The following is an 18,267-nucleotide window of genomic DNA, read 5'->3' on the forward strand; positions in this document are numbered from 1 at the left end:
GCTATTTTCGATCATAAATATTGTTAGTTTAAAAGGTTAATTGGCATTCTGCCCGTTTGGGCGGAATGCTTTTTTTTGAACCAAAGAAACACTACATATCCATCGCTGGTGCGGATTTGTAATCCGTACCTCAGCCAGCGGCTGACAGTTTGTTAATTTCAGTTCTACCGATTTGCGACGAAGGCATCCCTGCGGGACACACCGATTGAAAATCGGCGCTAGCGGGGTCTGTAGTAAAATGTGATTTTGAAAGCGCTATTTCGAATAAACAAGGGCATCCGTTTTGGATGCCCTTGATATTTTATTCGGAATGAAAATCATTATTGTCGTGTATCCGATTTCAAAATCGCATCAATCGCTTTATTGATATCAAGCGAAGCAGCTGCCTGTCGCGGTGGAAAGTCCTTAAAGCTTGTCAGATGTTCTGTCAACATTCCGATCGCCGGCTGGAATACCCACGATTTGTGCATGATCAGCTCGAAACCATAAATGTCGTCATATTTCTCGAAGGGATCTTTTCGCAGGTTAAATAACTGCGGCATGGTGTGTACAACCATATCGTCGAAATAACGCTCCTTGGTGGCAAAGTGCATTTTCCACGGTCCTACACGCATAGCAGTTAAACCCGATTCGTAGTAGTAGAAGAAATAGTTACGGGCCGACTCATCGGTTTTTCCTTCCCAGTAATCGAGGTTGTTAAATCCGTCGATATACACTTTGTAGGTCATGTCGCCAATTGTTTTTCCTTCTTTCAGTTCGTCTTTAATCTCAGGCTCGCCAACGGCTGCCATAATGGTAGGTACCACATCTTCGTGAGCTGAAATACCGTTACGAATTAATCCTGCAGGTATATTTTCCGGCCAGCGAACCATAAACGGAGCACGAACACCTCCTTCGTAGGTTGTCATTTTTTCACCTCGGAACATGGTTACACCGGCATCGGGCCAGGTACTTTGCTCCGGACCGTTATCGGTGGTATAAATTACGATTGTATTATCGGCAATTCCCAGCTCGTCGAGGTAGTCCAGAATTTCACCAACATGTCCGTCGTGTTCCATCAATCCCGAACCAAACAAGTCCATATCGGTACTGATCGGTGTAGCCAGGTTACGCGATTCTTCTTTCAGGTGTGTATACACGTGCATGCGGCTTGTGGCATGCCAGATAAAGAAGGGCTTGTCGTCATCCTGCGCACGCTTCATAAAGTCTTTTGTTTTGGCAACCAGTTCTTCGTCGAAGGTTTCCATGCGTTTGCTGGTGAGTTTACCAATATCGGTAACTTTTTGCTTACCAATAACACCAAAACGAGGATCTACAGTATCGTCATAAGTATCGGATGCATACGATTCGATTATACCACGCGGACCATATTTTTCATAGAATTCTTTGCTTTTCGGGTAGTCAGCCTGCTCTTCTTCTTCCGAAACATTCAGGTGATAAAGGTTTCCAAAAAATTCGTCGAAACCATGCACGGTTGGCAAATGTTCGTTACGGTCGCCCAGGTGGTTTTTACCATACTGAGCAGTCATATAGCCAAGCGGTTTTAATAACTCGGCCAGTGTTGGATCTTCCTTTTTAATACCAAGTGGATTTCCGGGCTGACCAACGGTAGTCAATCCTGTACGTACCGGTTTTTGTCCGGTTATAAATGCTGCACGTCCAGCTGTACAACTGGGTTGCGAATAGTGATCAGTAAAAAGCACTCCTTCTTTTGCTATCCGGTCGATGTTCGGTGTTGGATATTGTAATCCCAAACTGTAACAACTTAATGAATTGGGAGCTACGTCATCAACCATAATGACAAGAATGTTGGGTTTGTCCTGGGCAAAAGTCCCAAAAGAAAATGTAAAGATTAAAGCCAATAGCAGAAGGCTTCTAATGTTTCTGTGTTTCATAATTGCATATTAGTTATTGTGTAATTTGAATTTTATGTATAGTTGCGTACATCATTTCAGCAACTAATCATTTCTCTGTAAAACATGAATTGACTCTTTTTTGTTTAAACTCAACGTAAATCAGTTTGACAAATATTTTTATTACATAGTCGATGATGTTTGGTTACAGTTTTAATATGCAACCGGTGATTTTTCCCCTAAAAATTTGGGCATTCTGCTGCTTGTAACAAAAAGTTAATACCTAAAAAGCAACACTTAAACTTTTTACCTGTCTGTAAAAGTGTAAAACGAATTCATTTTGAACGGTATAAGTTTGTTTACCGATGAAATAAGTGCTTTTGTCGGAAACAAACAATGATTGAGAATAGAACGTTATAAATTCGTGCAGCCAAGAAACAATAAACAATTATTAACAGAAAACAAAAGCCTAAAATGTTAAAACAGAACATTGTCCTGCTCCTCCTTTTTCTCTCAACTCTGGCGAGGGCGCAGGACGTAACACTCAGTGGTTACATAACGGATGCCTCCAACGGTGAGGCCCTGATTGGTGCCACTATCTACATCCCGGAGTTGAAACAGGGAACAGCGAGTAATGCCTACGGATTTTATTCGTTGACCATTCCCGAAGGAAACTACGAAATGCACATTTCCTATATCGGTTATCTTACCTTGCAGGAAATTGTGAAAGCAAACGAGAACCTTACACAAAGTTTTTCACTTACCGACAATTCGCAACAGATCGAAGAAGTGATTGTAAAAGCCGAAGCTGCTGATGCCAATGTGGAACGCATCCAGATGGGCATGACCAAGCTGCCGGTGAAAACCATTCAGAAACTGCCGGCGTTTATGGGTGAGGTCGACATTATTAAAACCATCCAGTTGCTGCCTGGCATTCAAAGCGGCGGAGAAGCCAGCTCGGGCTTATATGTTCGCGGCGGCGGCCCCGACGAAAACCTGATGATCCTGGATGAAGCACCGGTCTACAATGCCTCGCACCTGATGGGATTTTTCTCGGTGTTTAACTCCAATGCCATCAACGATATACAGGTGTACAAAAGCGGTATCCCGGCACAGTTTGGAGGGAAAGCCTCGTCGGTGATCGACATCCGCCAGAAAGACGGTAATTCCAAGCGTTTTGGTTTTGACGGCGGAATCGGAAACCTGTCGAGCCGCCTGACACTGGAAGGCCCTATCATAAAAGATAAATGGAGTTTTATTTTGGCCGGACGACGAACTTACTACGATGTACTGGGAAAAGCAGTCGGTATCGACGAACTGGCCGATAACAAGCTGTATTTTTACGACTTGAACGGAAAATCGAACCTGGTGATCAATGATAAAAACCGGATCTTTCTTTCGGGCTACATGGGCGACGATGCCTTTGAACTGGGCGAATCGCTTTACATGCGCTGGGGAAATACCACAGCAACAGCACGCTGGAACCACATTTTCGGCGACAAGCTGTTCATGAACGTTTCGGCCATTTATTCCAACTACGATTATAACCTTGGAGTTCCGGGTGAAAATGCCGATAACTTCGACTGGTCGTCGCGCATTCGTGATTATAATGCCAAAGTCGATTTCACGTTCTTCTTTAATCCCAATAATACGATTAAATACGGAGTGAATGTGATCCATCATAATTTCTGTCCGGGAAAGGTAGTGACCAAAGGCGATAATTCGATGTTCTCGGATATGCAACTGGCTGAATACAATGCCCTTGAAAATGCTGTTTACCTGAGTAACGAACAGATTATTTCCGATCGTTTCTCGATGCAATACGGATTAAGGCTGAGCCATTTTCAGCAAATTGGTCCGGGTGAAGTAAATTTCTATGAGAATCCTGATCAACCTCAAAAAGATGAGATCACGGAAACCGTTGAATACGGAAAGGGAGATAAAGTTGGTGATGCCATCATTCATCTTGAACCACGTTTGGGATTGAAATTTACGCTCGATGATAACAGCTCGGCCAAGGCTTCGTACAACAGAATGGTACAAAACCTGCACCTGATCACCAATACGCAATCGCCGTCGCCACTCGACATCTGGCTGCCGACCAGCAGTTACATTGAGCCTTTAATTGTTGACCAGGTTGCAGTTGGTTACTTCCGGAATTTTGCTCGCGATATGTGGGAAACTTCGGTTGAATTGTATTACAAAGACATGAAAAACGTACTGGATTATAAAGAAGGTGCGGAGCTGTTCCTGAACAATGCTATTGAAACTGAACTGTTGCATGGCAGCGGCGAATCGAAAGGTGTAGAGCTGCTGGCTAAAAAGGCACAGGGACAACTTACCGGCTGGGTGGGTTATACCTGGTCGAAAACTACACGAACGGTAGAAGGAATCAACAACGGAGATCCCTATCCATCGTCGTACGACCGTACCCACGACCTGTCGGTAGTGGCCAATTACGAATTGAACAAGCGCTGGAATTTTGCCGCTAATTTTATCCTGGCCACCGGAACACCTACCTCCTACCCGGTATCGAAATACTATGTTCAGGGCAACCAGATCTACGAATATTCTGCACGTAACAGTTACCGGATTCCTGATTATCATCGCCTTGATCTCTCAGTAACCTACGATTTTAAAAAGAACGAACAACGACGTTTTAAACAGTCGATAAACTTCTCGATATACAATGTTTACGGACGCCGGAATGCTTACTCGATAACACCGCGGGCCAATGAAGACAACCTGAATCAAACTGAATTTGTCAGGATATCCATCATCGGGGCGCCAATTCCATCAATTACCTACAACTTTAAATTTTAAGGCGATGAAACGATTATATACAATTAAAATACTGATTCTTGCTGCATTACTTTCAGGGATTCTTTATTCATGCGAAGATGTAGTTGAGATCGACATCAACGAAGATAATATCGATCTGATTTCGGTAGAGGCATACCTCGAAAACCGACCGACCAATAATGTTTATGTGAAATTACAAAAGACACTTCAGGTGGATGACAGCCGTGAAAATCCACCGGTAAATGATGCGGTTGTTGAGATTTCGCAAAATGAGGATTACTCTAACAGTGTTGTTTTGAGTGAGATGAACAACAGTGGAGTATATATTCTTCCTGAGAACGAAGTGTATAACGCGGAACCCGGAAATAGTTATTACCTCCGGATCACTACTTCAGACGACGTGCAGATCACAGCCAGCGATTACATGAAAAAAGTGGAAACACTCGACTCGGTAAAAGTGAATCTCTCGGCACGGGGCGATTTCGAATTCCTTGCCGTTTTTATCAGTTCGCAGGAAACACCCGGCGAAGGCGACTACTACAAATGGGACATTTACATTAACAATCATTTGTTGTATGAAAGTGAGAATCTGACATTTGCCAGTGACGAGCTGGTCGATGGAAACTACATATATGATTTTGAGATCTTCACCGATTTTTACGAAGACGACGAAGACCAGATCTTACGTATGGGCGACACTATTTATGTGGAACAACTTTCGATTACAGAACCTGTTTACGATTTTTACATCGGGATGGTGAACCAGGCGTTTGCCGGAAGCCCGTTCAGTGTGCCACCTGCAAATGTTCCAAGTAATCTCACTTCGAGTGACGGTAAGCGCGTACTTGGCATTTTCTCGGCACGCGATGTATCACCCGGTAACGAAGTGATCATTGGCGACGATAATTTTGCACCGCTTAAACACGCTTATAATTAGCTTTCGCATTCACAGAATATTAAATCAAAACATACAAGAAGCCGGGAATAAAAACTTCCCGGCTTTTGTCGGTTTACTTATTGGCATATTTGGTTAAATTTGTGCTTTTCGCAGTGGAATGAACAAAACCATAAACAAAATACCGGAGTTCTTCAAAATCGAGCGTCTTAAAAACGACAAGCGAGTGGTTGTGTTTTTGATTTGTTTAATGATAGCCACTGGACTCTGGTTTCTGAATGCACTGAGTAAAAATTACTCCACTACAATTTCTTATCCCGTAAAATATGTGAATCCCCCCAACCGGCAGTTTCTGGCCAATGAGCCGCCGTCGAAATTCGAGCTAAAAGTAAATGCTCACGGCTTTACCTTGCTGCGTCATAAGCTGGGGCTTTCATTTTCACCGATCGTTTTACCTTTAAACAACATCACCCGAAATATCGAAAACCAAAACGGAACTTACCGGGTTCCTTCTTCTGCACTGATGCGAAGAATAAGAAGCCAGGTCAGCAATGAAATTTCGATCCTCGACGTACAACCCGAATTCATACCGATTGTGCTTGACAGCCTGAGAACAAAAACGGTGGCCGTAAAGGCCAACATCAACTTAAATTTTAAAACCCAGTTTAATCTGAAAAGTCCGGTTTCGGTAAGTCCGGCAAAAGTAAAAATAACCGGGCCGTCGGCAATTATCGACACCATTTTCAGCCTGAATACAGTAGCTAAAAGTTACAATAACCTCGATGAAACCATTGAAGGGAATCTGGATATTGTTCATCCCAAAAAAACAAATGTTGATCCGAATAAAGTACATTTTCAAATAGAGGTGGAAAAGTATACCGAGAAGTTACTGCGCATTCCCATTTTAATCAGAAATAAACCGGATAGCGTAAGTGTGAAACTTTTTCCATCGGAAGTAAATGTTACCTGTTTGGTAGGTTTAAGCGAATTCGATGACCTCAGATCAAACAAACTGAATGCCTTTGTCGACTATTCTAGCATCATCGAAAATGCAAATCGGCTTGAGGTAATCATCGAAAAAAAATCATCGTATATACAGGTGGCTCGGAAGTCGCCCGAAGCAGTTGAATACCTGATTGAAAAGAACTAAAGAATGGCTATTACCGTTGGTATCACCGGAGGAATTGGAAGTGGCAAATCAACCGTTTGCAAGGTTTTCAGGTGGTTGGGCATTCCGGTTTTCGAGGCCGACCTGGTAGCCAAAGAACTGATAAATACGGATATAAAAATCCGGGAAGGGCTCATTGATCTGTTTGGTTCCGACATCTATAGCCGCGATGCAACACTTGACCGAAAAAAACTTGCCGCTTACATTTTTAACAACGACATTCAGTTGCAAAAGGTAAATGCACTGATCCATCCGGTGGTTCGGGACGATTTTTTAAATTGGACAAAAGAACAAACAGCACCGTATGTAATTCACGAGGCCGCTATTCTTTTCGAAAGTGGTTTTTATAAGATGATGGATTTTACCATCCTGGTTTCGGCCCCCGAAGAGGAACGCATTGCACGCGTACGAAAGCGCGACCGGTCGACAGAACAAGAGGTTCGCGAACGAATGAATAAACAGTGGCCCGATTCGGAAAAACGAAAATTGGCGACAGTAGAAATAAAAAATGCAGACTCGGATCTTATTCTTCCGGGCATAATAAAGATTGATAAACAATTAAGAGAAAATGGCAAAATTTGGTAAATGGATAGGTGGCGGCCTGGGTTGGGCTTTTGGAGGCCCCATAGGAGCAATAGTAGGTTTTATGGTTGGCTCGATGTTCGATGGCGGACAGGAAGCCGTTAAACGCGGAACAAGCGGTTATTCATCGCGCACAACAACCGGTGGCTATGTAATGAGCTTATTGGTTTTGGCCGCAGCCGTAATGAAGGCCGATGGAAAAGTACTAAAGTCAGAACTGGAATATGTAAAGAAATTCCTGGTTCATAATTTCGGGGAAGATTCGGCGCAGGAAGCCATAAAAATGCTGCGAGACCTTTTAAAACAAACTATTCCGGTGAATGAAGTGTGTCGGCAGATTCAGGCCAATATGAATTACTCGGCCCGTTTGCAACTGGTTCATTTTCTGTTTGGCATTGCGCAGGCCGATGGAAAAGTAGCCACTGAAGAACACCAGTTGATCTCGCAGATTTGCAGTCAGATGGGAATTAGCCCAAAGGATTTCGAATCGATCCAGGCCATGTTTATTCCGAATACCGACGGCGATTACAAGATTTTGGAGATCGATCGTTCAGCTTCTGATGAGGAAGTGAAAAAAGCATATCGACGAATGGCCATGAAATACCATCCGGATAAAGTAAGTACGCTGGGCGAGGACGTTCAGAATGCTGCAAAAGAAAAGTTCCAAAAGGTAAACCGGGCTTACGAAAACATCAAGAAAGAACGGGACGTGGCTTAAAACAACGATTGAAGGATTGAAGGACGGAGGACTGAATTAAAGAATAGCATCAGATGAAAATAATTTCCACCAACATAGGAGAACCAAGAATATTGCGGCATCGCGGAAAAGACGTGAAAACGGGTATTTTTAAGTTTCCGGTGGAAGAAGGCATTTTCCTGGGGCAGGAAAATGTAGTTAACGATCATGTCATCGACCGTCGCTATCATGGCGGAACTGACAAAGCGTGCTATCTGTATTCAGCCGATCATTATCAATACTGGCAAAATCTCTATCCCGACCTGGAAATGCCCTTTGGAATGTTTGGCGAAAACCTGACGGTTGAGGGTTTACAGGAAGCGCAAATAAATATCGGTGATATGTTTAAGATCGGTGATGCGGTTGTTCAGGCAACACAACCCCGGCAACCGTGTTACAAACTGGAATTCAGGTTTCACGATAAAGCCATCGTTCGCAAATTTGTTGACTCAGGTTTTTCAGGTGTTTATGTTCGGGTCTTAAAAAGTGGTAAAGTACGGGTCGGACAAAAAATGGAACTGAACGGCCGAAATGATTCGCCTTCCATTCAGGAGGTTTACCGTTGGATTTATGCCGAAGAATTTGATCCTGATGTGGCACGCGCCATCAATGATCCGTTTATCGCCGCTTCTTGCAAAAAAGACCTGCTGAAACGCTGGGGCCACGATTTAGACGATTAAATTTCCTTTTATTTTGAAAGTTGTTCCGCCAGGCTTTCCAGAGTCTGGCCTTTGGTTTCAGGCATTTTAAAAATTACCCAAAGCAATTGTCCCACCATCATTATTCCGAAAAAGGCATAAACCAGCGACGGACCGATCTGCCCAAACAAAAACGGGATCAGTGCCGGAATAGCAGCTGCCAGTATCCAGTGAACCGACGCTCCAAATGCCTGTCCAGCTGCCCGCAATTTGGTGGGGAAAATTTCGGAAATAAATACCCAGATAACAGCACCCTGCCCCACTGCATGTGCCGCAATAAAAATAAAGAAGAACAGAGGCACGAGCAGTCCTTGCCATTTTAAAGCAAAAGCTGCAGTAACCAGCGACAACGAAAGGATGTAGCCAAACGAACAAATATACATCAGTGTTTTTCGTCCAAATCTGTCGATCATCGAAATGCCGATGAGCGTAAACACAAGATTGATCAATCCGATACCGATGGAACTTAAAAACGAAGCTGACTTCTCGAGCCCGGCCAGCTCAAAAATCCGGGGGGCATAATACAGGAAAGCATTTATTCCCGAAAGCTGATTAAAAAAGGCAATAAAAAACGCCAGCATCAGCGGGATCCTGAATTTCTTCATGTAAATATTCTCATTCACCACCTCTTTTGATTTCTCCCTTTCAATGGCTGCAATTTCATTTTCAACTTCTTCGTCGTTGAATATACTTTTCAGAATATTTGTGGCAGCTACTTTGTCGTTTTTGTATTCCAGCAACCAGCGCGGACTTTCAGGAACTTTTAATACCAGCAACGAATAAATAAAAGCCGGTATGGCTTCAACACCAAGCATCCAGCGCCAGGCATTTTCACCTACATCTTTTAACAAAAAATTGGACACATAGGCGATCAGGATTCCAAAAACAATATTGAACTGGTACAAGGCTACCAGTTTTCCGCGCTGATTTGGCGGTGCAATTTCGGACACATACGACGGGGCAACAACCGTTGAAACGCCAATGCCAAGACCGCCAACAAAACGTAAAGCTGCAAAAATATAGGGATCGGTAGCTACAGCTGAGCCAAGCGCCGAAATAAAAAACAAGGCACCGATACTCACCAGTGTCTTTTTTCGTCCCAGTCGGTTGGTAGGTATCGAACCAAAGATGGCTCCTACAACCGTTCCCCAAAGTGCTGTTGACATGACCACTAATCCGTGGAAAAGATCGGAGCTTTGCCAGAAAGCCTGTAATTGCTGATCGGCGCCGGAAATAACAACGGTATCGAATCCGAACAAAAATCCGGCGAGCGCAACAACAATAGAAAAGAAAAATATTTTTGAAGTTTTCATAAGTCAGTATTGGTCAGTCTGTTTCTAAAGATAAAAACATTCAACGGTTTTCGCCATCAGTTCAGCCACGATTTTAATTCCTGAAGTTTCATTTGCCGTTCCATCGAAAATGAAATGCTCTCTTTGTCTACTTTATCCAATAAGAACCACGCTTTCCGGAAATAATCCAGTCGGAGTGCTTCCTCGTCCGCCATCTCACCCTGTTCTTTCAAAACAAAAGCAAAAACTTCAATCTGCTCGTTGGTGAATTTCTTCTCTTCCAGCAACAATGTCAGCAATTCTTCGATGCTCAGTCTTTGAATATCTTCATTAATCTTTAAAATGCGGTAAAAGTACCTTACCTGTGCCCGGGCTTCCTCTATATCACCTTCTTCCCGAAGTCCAAATATCTTCCGCAGCACCTGGAACAGTTGCATCAATTGCCGCATCAAATAGTCACGTTCTATGCTCATTTTGATTTTGCTGAAGTTGAATCACTAAATTTAGTAATTCATTGTAATTTTTTTGCTTAGTTCTTAATATTAGAGCAAGTAAAATACAGCCTCCAACATTATCGATTAAAGCATTCTCGTTGTAAAGCAACAATGCATTACACAATAATCCTTAGCTTTGCACAAAAATTGATAAATGGGGTATTTCGACGATCTCTTTAGCGACAAGTTCGAAGATGAATTGATAGAGGGTGAGGATTTTTACATGGAGAACGGCTACCGCGTGATGACCGAAAAATACCTGACCAAGCGTGGCTATTGCTGCGCCAACGGATGCCGGCACTGCCCGTATTGGCCAAAGGCACAAAAAGGAAATACCAACTTAAGAAAGAACAGATGACACAAGGAAAAGACTTACGGATAGTATTTATGGGCACGCCCGATTTTGCGGTGGCCAGCTTGCAAAAGCTGGTTGAGAACAAATACAATGTGGTTGGTGTAATAACGGCTCCTGATCGTCCGGCCGGACGTGGTAAAAAGCTGGCTGAATCGGCGGTAAAAAAATATGCCCTTGCCAATAAGCTAAAAGTCCTTCAACCTGAAAAATTGAAAAACCAGGAGTTTTTGGCCGAGCTAAAGGGACTGAAAGCCGATCTGCAGGTTGTTGTTGCCTTCCGAATGTTGCCCGAAGTCGTCTGGGCCATGCCACGTTTGGGTACTTTTAATCTGCATGGTTCGTTGCTCCCGCAATATCGTGGAGCTGCCCCCCTGAACTGGGCGATAATCAATGGCGAAACAAAAACCGGTGTGACTACATTTTTACTCGATCATAAAATCGATACCGGAAAAATTCTGTTCAAAAAAGAAATCGACATCTGGGAAAATGACACCGTTGGCAGTATCCACGACAGCCTTATGGAAATAGGTGCCGATCTGGTTATTGAAACCGTAGATGCCCTGGCAAGCGGAAATTACAGGCCCGTTCCGCAAGAAGAAATGCTTGATGAATCGGGAATTAAACATGCACCGAAAATCTATAAAGAAGATTGTAAAATCGACTGGTCGGAAGATTTGGAAACCGTGCGCAATCTGATTCGCGGTCTGTCGCCCTACCCCGCCGCATGGAGCACACTTATAAATAAGGAAACAGGCAAACAGATTTCAACAAAAGTATTTTTTGCCGTTCATGCCGATGGGAAACAAAAAGCACCGGGAACCATTGAATCGGATGGTAAAAATAACATAAAAGTGGCTTGTGGTAACGGTTGGCTTCAGATCACCGATCTGCAGATTGCCGGAAAAAAACGCATGAAGGCCAACGATTTTCTTCGTGGTTTTCAGCACATCGACCAATACAAATTTGATTAATTCTTCTAAATAAGATTAATAGCGTTTAGCGAGGCCGCGATCACAACAATCCAGAACACAATATTGTACATAAAGGAAACGGCGAGGAATTTTAGAATGACCTTGCCAATATTTTGCCCGTAAAATTTCTTCATCGCAATAATAAAGTACACCGGTATCGAGAAGAACAGAATGGCGGTAATCCAATTCAGATTCGCGCTAAAACTCATGTACAAAGCCACAATCGTCATCATTACCAGAAATACGAACGAATGGATATGGATGGAAAAAACAAGATGGCGCATGTAATTTTGCCGGCGACGAATGTAAATCAGTTTCAACAAAACGGCAAAGAGCGGTAACAGAAGAAAAAAGGCCCACGAAATGTATTCCAGAATTTGCGCCATCGCGGTTTCGGGCGAACGGCAGTAACGGATGTATTCACGCAGTTCAGTTCTTCTCTCCGGATCGGTCTCTACCTCCAGTTTCTCTTCCAGCGTAACGGCATATTTATTTAAAAGATGACGTAAGTCCCTTGAATCACGAAATGTTTCCATATCAATTTTCAAATTCAGGTTCTCATCACCTGTTGAATCCTGCACCACGTAAGGCGCCACCAGCGAATCGATCACCGCTTTTTGATCCGGATCGATCTCTTTCCCCATTTGATGAATTAGGGAATCTGACATTGCGACTGACGTTGAATCGAGGCCAATTTTGTCACCGTCGAGTTCTGAATCGAGCACGGTTGTTAAGCCGCGGTTCGTGAAATTTTGAAGCAGTAAGAAGAGAATAAAACTCACGAAAATGTATATTCTGAAGGGAGGAGCATAGCGTACTCTTCGTCCCTCAAAATATTCTTTCGAAAGAAAACCCGGTCGTGAAACCAGTGCCCACAAGGTGCGAAAGAAACGTGTGTCGAACGCAAAAAAATCGCCCAGGAAATTGTAAAAAATAAAACTTATCGGTTTGTCGTAATCTTTTACGGCCTGCCCGCAATTGGGGCAATAATGTCCGGTAAAGTTGGTACCGCAGTTTTTACAGTTAACATCTTCAGCCGGCCGATTCTGTTTCTTCAGGTTGATGCGTTTTTTGAGTTTAGACCACATGCGTATCTCTTTTGTTGTTGTCGCCATTTAAGGTCCAGTTCTCGATAAACGGGAAAATCGATGGAGCAAACGAACGTATCGGTTCGTACATCCTCGAGTTTGCTTTGGTCTTTTCCTGAAGAATATGCACATCTTCATCGATTTTATCAAAAACCACAAGTATAATACTTAGAATCAATACCGCTTTCAAGACTCCAAAAACCAGTCCCGCCAGTTTATTCACAAAGCCCAGCATTACGGTTTCAAGCATTTTATTTACAACATTTCCAACAATATGCACGAGAATAACAATAACCACAAAAGTGACCACAAAAGAAATAATGTTGAGGTATTCGGTCTGAAGATTGAAATTTTCAACTAAAAAATCGGAGGTGATGTAAGAGAACTCGATGGCTCCCCAAATACCGAGAATCAAGGCGGCCAGAGAAGCAACTTCGGCAACGAGTCCTTTTTTAAAACCACTTATTGCTGCAAGAATGATCAGAATAAGCAAAATGATATCGATGTAATTCATAATCTGATTGTAATAGGTTTTAGTAAGGACAACCTTCCAGTTATGGTTAGTTTACAATAACGCATATAAAAATATAAAATAGTCGACAGGATCAAAACCGCACAATCGGCGAGCCGATGTTTTTAATCGTCAAACGCCGAAATACCCCTATTTATTTTTTGCATCTATTTCAACAAAATTCATAATTTTGGCTTCGAACCAAATTGTAAAACGAATGCCGCTTATTAATTCAGTAGTTCGATGGGTAACCACCCGGCGCAGCGATGAAATTCAATATTATCGGAAATACCCCATCGAAATTCAAAACGAAACCCTGTTTTACCTGATTCAAAGTGCAAAAGATACGGTTTGGGGCAAAGCACACGACTTTGCATCGATTACCTCCTTGCTCGAATTTCAGCAGCATATTCCGCTGCAGGATTATAACGACATAAAACCTTATGTCGATCGCCTGCGCAAAGGCGAGCGCGATGTATTGTGGCCGGGCGAAACCAAATGGTTTGCCAAATCGTCGGGAACCACCAGCGATAAAAGCAAATTTATTCCGGTTACCCGCGAGGCACTGGAGGAATGTCACCTGCGAGGGCCGAAAGATATTTTTATGCAGTACATTATCACCCACCCTGAAACGAAAATGTTGAAAGGGAAAGTACTCACCCTTGGCGGCAGCCATCAGATCAACAATTTTAACAAAGATTCGTATTACGGCGATCTGTCGGCGATTATGCTGGAGAACGTTCCCTTTTGGAGCGATCTGTTTCGTACGCCGACTACAGAAATAGCCCTTATTGAAGAATTTGAGGAAAAGATAGAACAAATAATAGCGACTGCACTCGAAGAAAATGTGACCGGTTTTGCCGGAGTTCCGTCGTGGTACCTGGTATTGTTTAACAAAGTGCTCGAAAAAACCGGAAAGAAAAACTTACTGGAAGTTTGGCCCAACCTTGAGGTATTTGCACACGGCGGCGTAAATTTCGAGCCTTACCGCGAACAATACAGGAAACTCATCCCGTCGGCGCAAATGCATTACCTGGAAACCTACAATGCCTCTGAAGGCTTTTTTGGTATTCAGGATAATGAACACAGCAACGATATGTTACTGATGCTGGATTATGGTATATTTTACGAGTTTATTCCTATGTCGGATTTCGGCAAGGAAAATCCTACAGTACTTGGTCTGGAAGAGGTTGAACTGGATGAAAATTATGCGCTTGTCATCTCGACCAGTGCAGGATTGTGGCGATACATAATTGGCGACACCATTAAATTTACCTGTAAATATCCTTTCAAAATTAAGGTGACCGGGCGAACCAAGCACTTTATCAATGCCTTTGGCGAAGAAGTGATCATCGACATTGCCGAAAATGCGATGAATGTGGCATGTCAACACACCGGGGCAATAGTTAACGAATATACTGCCGGCCCTGTGTTTATGGGTGAAAAGCAGCGCGGTGCTCACCAGTGGATCATCGAATTTGATCAGCCTCCCGAGGATCTGAATCATTTTATCAGCACTTTAGATAATACTTTAAAAACACTGAATTCGGATTACGAAGCCAAACGCCATAAAAACCTAACGCTTGAAATGCCGCATGTAGTGGTGGCGCCTAAAGGTACCTTCTACAAATGGATGAAACAACGGGGTAAGATCGGCGGTCAGAATAAAATTCCACGACTGGCAAATAACCGCCAGTATCTCGACGAACTTATGAACATGTTGCCCGATAAAAGCTAATTTTTTTATACTTTAGATTCTCAAATAAAAATTCACGATGCACATAGCAATAGCCGGAAATATAGGGGCGGGAAAAACTACGCTTACAGAATTACTTTCAAAACACTACAAATGGACACCTCACTACGAAGACGTAGATGAGAATCCATACCTGAATGATTTCTACAACGACATGCAACGCTGGTCATTCAACTTGCAGATTTATTTCCTGAACTCTCGTTTTCAGCAAATTATTGATATACGCAAATCGGGTAAGACCATTATACAAGACCGTACAATTTACGAGGATGCAGAGATTTTTGCACCCAACCTGCACAGCATGGGATTGATGAGTACGCGTGATTTTAAAAACTACAAAACGCTGTTCGATCTGATGGTGAGTCTGATTGAACCACCGGATTTACTGATTTACCTGCGCAGCAGCATTCCAAACCTGGTAAACCAGATCCAGAAACGCGGCCGGGAGTATGAAAATTCCATCCGTTTAGATTACCTGAAACAGTTGAACGAGCGTTATGAGGGCTGGGTCAACAGCTACAAAATGGGAAAACTACTGGTGATTAATGTCGATGATCTCGATTTCACCGACAGTCCCGAAGACCTGAGTTACGTGATCGACAAAATCGATGCTCAAATTCACGGATTGTTTTAGTCACTGGTCAACAGTCACTGTCATTTTTGGCGAATAAAAGATCAGTAAAATTATTATAAGGATATTGAAATTTTAGGCGATTTAATATCGCCTTTTTTTCTACTCTGAATGCGGAGCTGTGAACTCTATTCACCGACAATTTTTTCGATCTCAGCTTTTACCTCATCCCAAATAGCATCAGGAAGATTCGGACCCATCACTTCAACTACTTTTCCCGAAATTAATGCTGCTATTTTTCCGCAGGTTTCCATATTGTAACCGTTTGTCAGGCCATAGAAAAATCCGGCGGCATAGGCATCTCCGGCACCGGTTGTATCAAGTGCTTTGGCAGAAATGGATCCAACGCGTGTAACTTCACCATTGTATTTTATCAGCGAACCTTCTTTCCCGAGTTTTACAACGGCTAGCTCACAATCCTTTGCAATTTCATGCAAAGCTTCCTTCGGTTCGAGACCAGTAAACGATTTGGCTTCCTCCTCGTTGGCAAAAACAATATCCACGTGATTCTTCACAATGTCCTTCAGGAATTCGAGATTCGCTTCCACCACATTAAAACTCGACAGATCGAGGGCCACTTTTAATCCGTTCTTTTTTGCCAGTTCAACCCCGGCTGTTATAAGTTCGTGATTAAAAACCAGATATCCTTCTACATACAAATAATTATAGTTGGCCAGCACTTCAGATTGAAATTCTTCCGGTATCATTTCGGCAGCAGCACCAAGATAAGTAGCCATTGTACGTTCCGAATCCTGACTGACCAGCCCCATTACACGACCTGTGTCAACGGTATCGCTATAGTGCAAATGAGCAGTAAGCCCACGCTTTTCGAAATCATTTCTGAACAATTCGCCCAGTTCATCCTTTCCAACTTTTCCCATATAACCACCACGGCAGCCCAGGCTGGCCATCGAGCGCATCGTATTTGCTACTGAACCGCCTGTTGTCAGTTCACTTTTATCGGAATAAGTGGCCTCATATATCTGCTTCGAACGACCGGCATCCACGAGGGTCATACTGCCCCGTGGCAAACCAAAATTTTCGAGCAGGATATCACTTTCCAAAACAGATATTACATCTATGAGCGCATTTCCTACGCCCAAAACAGTGGAAATATTCTTAGTTGTCATATTCTCTTTTTTATTGAACGACAAATATCATCATTTTAGCCGAAGCCTAAAAAAAGCGACACGGAAAACCGGTCGCTTTAATTGAAAAAGTTGTATTTTTTATTTTATCAGTTCCAATGTTTGCCTGGCAATCTCAAGCTCTTCATTGGTTGGAATGATAAGTACTTTTACTTTTGCGCCTTCGGCATTAATTTCATGAACATCGCCCGAGCGGTTCGCATCCTTTTCGGCATCCCAGGTAATTCCCAGATAGTCCATATTTTCGCAAACCAATCGACGAATTGATGTTTTATTTTCTCCAATACCGGCTGTAAATACAAGGGCATCCACGCCATTCATCACCGCGGCATAGTTGCCAACATATTGTTTAATGCGGTAAGCGTACATTTCAAGTGCCAGTTTGGTGTGTTGGTCACCTTCCTCCACCAGCTTTTCCACATCGCGCATGTCGGTCAAACCGGTCAAACCTTTCATCCCGCTTTCTTTATTCAGGATTTCCGAGATTTTTTCTACTGAATATCCCTTTTGTTCGGCCAGGTAAAAAATAATCGCCGGATCGATATCTCCGGAGCGGGTTCCCATGATCAGTCCGCACAAAGGACCAAGCCCCATGGACGTATCCAGACATTTTCCACCTTTAACAGCTGCCATCGATGCGCCGTTACCAAGGTGAATGGTCACAATTTTTGCTTCCTTGTTACCGAGGTATTCAATCGCTTTCTCCGAAATAAATTTATGCGATGTTCCATGGAATCCATATTTGCGGATGCCCATTTCTTTATAGTATTTTTCGGGAATGGCATAGCGGTAAGCCTGCTCCGGAATACTCTGATGAAAAGCCGTATCGAATACACCTACCTGCTTGGCATTTGGAAAAACTTTCTCGGCCACTTCTACCCCGATCAGATTTGCGGGATTGTGAAGCGGTGCCAGTGGAAATAACTCTTTAACTTTTGCCTTCACTTCTTCGGTCACTTCCACGGTTTTCGTAAAGGTTTCTCCACCGTGAACCAAACGGTGGCCTACTGCCTGAATTTCTGAGGGATCGCTTACTACGCCTACTTTCTCATCAGTAAGCAGTTCGGCAACGCGTTTCAGTCCAACTGCATGATCCGGGATAGGAAACGATTCTTTTAACTCCTTTTTGTCGCCATTTACAAAGGTTTTATATTTTACCAAACCTTCTTCCAACCCGATGCGTTCAACAATACCACTCGCCAGTGGTTTCTCGGTGTTCATATCAATCAATTGGTACTTGATGGATGAACTACCGGCATTAATTACTAAAATATTCATTTATGTTTT

At 43.1% G+C, this 18,267-nt stretch carries 17 protein-coding genes; 10 read left to right on the forward strand and 7 right to left on the reverse strand.

Annotated elements, in window-relative coordinates:
- Positions 1 to 320: 320 nt before the first annotated feature.
- Positions 321 to 1,895, reverse strand: coding sequence for an arylsulfatase (locus WFY05_RS21480; RefSeq protein WP_340114998.1), 1,575 nt, complete (start codon positions 1,893 to 1,895; stop codon positions 321 to 323).
- 432 nt (positions 1,896 to 2,327) lie between these two features.
- Here WFY05_RS21480 and WFY05_RS21485 point away from each other — a divergent pair, with 432 nt between their 5' ends.
- From WFY05_RS21485 to WFY05_RS21510, 6 genes are all read left to right on the forward strand, one after another.
- The gene (locus WFY05_RS21485; protein WP_340114999.1) at positions 2,328 to 4,676 is read left to right on the forward strand and encodes a TonB-dependent receptor; all 2,349 of its coding nucleotides are present in this window, start codon (positions 2,328 to 2,330) and stop codon (positions 4,674 to 4,676) included.
- 4 nt (positions 4,677 to 4,680) lie between these two features.
- Positions 4,681 to 5,592 (forward strand): DUF4249 domain-containing protein, encoded by a 912-nt coding sequence (locus WFY05_RS21490; RefSeq protein ID WP_340115000.1) that lies wholly within the window; start codon positions 4,681 to 4,683, stop codon positions 5,590 to 5,592.
- Between the two features lie 118 nt (positions 5,593 to 5,710).
- A complete protein-coding gene (locus WFY05_RS21495) occupies positions 5,711 to 6,700 on the forward strand; it encodes a CdaR family protein (RefSeq protein WP_340115001.1) in 990 nt (329 codons plus the stop codon).
- 3 nt (positions 6,701 to 6,703) lie between these two features.
- Complete coding sequence (coaE, locus tag WFY05_RS21500; RefSeq protein ID WP_340115002.1) at positions 6,704 to 7,303, forward strand: dephospho-CoA kinase; 600 nt, start codon at positions 6,704 to 6,706, stop codon at positions 7,301 to 7,303.
- Entirely contained in the window at positions 7,287 to 8,018 is a 732-nt protein-coding gene (locus WFY05_RS21505) for a TerB family tellurite resistance protein (RefSeq protein WP_340115003.1), read from the forward strand. Before coaE ends, WFY05_RS21505 begins: the two co-directional genes overlap by 17 nt.
- 53 nt (positions 8,019 to 8,071) lie before the next feature.
- Positions 8,072 to 8,716: an MOSC domain-containing protein gene (locus tag WFY05_RS21510; protein WP_340115004.1), complete on the forward strand. Its 645-nt coding sequence runs from the start codon at positions 8,072 to 8,074 to the stop codon at positions 8,714 to 8,716.
- Positions 8,717 to 8,724: 8 nt separating this feature from the next.
- Here WFY05_RS21510 and WFY05_RS21515 read toward each other — a convergent pair whose 3' ends face one another.
- Positions 8,725 to 10,047, reverse strand: coding sequence for a sugar porter family MFS transporter (locus tag WFY05_RS21515; protein ID WP_340115005.1), 1,323 nt, complete (start codon positions 10,045 to 10,047; stop codon positions 8,725 to 8,727).
- A 56-nt stretch (positions 10,048 to 10,103) separates the two neighbouring features.
- Positions 10,104 to 10,499 carry a hypothetical protein gene (locus WFY05_RS21520; protein WP_340115006.1) on the reverse strand — a complete coding sequence of 132 codons (396 nt, stop codon included), beginning with the start codon at positions 10,497 to 10,499 and terminating at the stop codon, positions 10,104 to 10,106.
- A gap of 175 nt (positions 10,500 to 10,674) precedes the next feature.
- Between WFY05_RS21520 and WFY05_RS21525 the strand changes: the two genes are divergently transcribed.
- Together WFY05_RS21525 and fmt are read left to right on the forward strand one after the other, a co-directional pair.
- Positions 10,675 to 10,878, forward strand: a complete 204-nt coding sequence (locus WFY05_RS21525; RefSeq protein WP_340115007.1) for a C1orf53 family protein — start codon at positions 10,675 to 10,677, stop codon at positions 10,876 to 10,878.
- Positions 10,875 to 11,846: a methionyl-tRNA formyltransferase gene (gene fmt, locus WFY05_RS21530; protein ID WP_340115008.1), complete on the forward strand. Its 972-nt coding sequence runs from the start codon at positions 10,875 to 10,877 to the stop codon at positions 11,844 to 11,846. Before WFY05_RS21525 ends, fmt begins: the two co-directional genes overlap by 4 nt.
- 5 nt (positions 11,847 to 11,851) lie before the next feature.
- Here fmt and WFY05_RS21535 read toward each other — a convergent pair whose 3' ends face one another.
- Both WFY05_RS21535 and WFY05_RS21540 read right to left on the reverse strand, forming a co-directional pair.
- A complete protein-coding gene (locus WFY05_RS21535) occupies positions 11,852 to 12,961 on the reverse strand; it encodes a DUF3667 domain-containing protein (RefSeq protein WP_340115009.1) in 1,110 nt (369 codons plus the stop codon).
- Entirely contained in the window at positions 12,924 to 13,448 is a 525-nt protein-coding gene (locus WFY05_RS21540) for a CvpA family protein (protein ID WP_340115010.1), read from the reverse strand. Before WFY05_RS21540 ends, WFY05_RS21535 begins: the two co-directional genes overlap by 38 nt.
- A gap of 214 nt (positions 13,449 to 13,662) precedes the next feature.
- Between WFY05_RS21540 and WFY05_RS21545 the strand changes: the two genes are divergently transcribed.
- A complete protein-coding gene (locus WFY05_RS21545) occupies positions 13,663 to 15,183 on the forward strand; it encodes a GH3 auxin-responsive promoter family protein (protein ID WP_496196619.1) in 1,521 nt (506 codons plus the stop codon).
- A 37-nt stretch (positions 15,184 to 15,220) separates the two neighbouring features.
- Positions 15,221 to 15,835: a deoxynucleoside kinase gene (locus WFY05_RS21550; RefSeq protein ID WP_340115012.1), complete on the forward strand. Its 615-nt coding sequence runs from the start codon at positions 15,221 to 15,223 to the stop codon at positions 15,833 to 15,835.
- Between the two features lie 125 nt (positions 15,836 to 15,960).
- Here the strand turns inward: WFY05_RS21550 and WFY05_RS21555 are convergent, their stop codons facing one another.
- Complete coding sequence (locus WFY05_RS21555; RefSeq protein ID WP_340115013.1) at positions 15,961 to 16,962, reverse strand: adenosine kinase; 1,002 nt, start codon at positions 16,960 to 16,962, stop codon at positions 15,961 to 15,963.
- 99 nt (positions 16,963 to 17,061) lie between these two features.
- Entirely contained in the window at positions 17,062 to 18,258 is a 1,197-nt protein-coding gene (locus WFY05_RS21560) for an acetate/propionate family kinase (RefSeq protein WP_340115014.1), read from the reverse strand.
- Positions 18,259 to 18,267 lie beyond the last annotated feature (9 nt).

The organism is Maribellus mangrovi (assembly GCF_037646455.1).
GTDB classification, from domain to species: Bacteria; Bacteroidota; Bacteroidia; order Bacteroidales; family Prolixibacteraceae; genus Draconibacterium; species Draconibacterium mangrovi_A.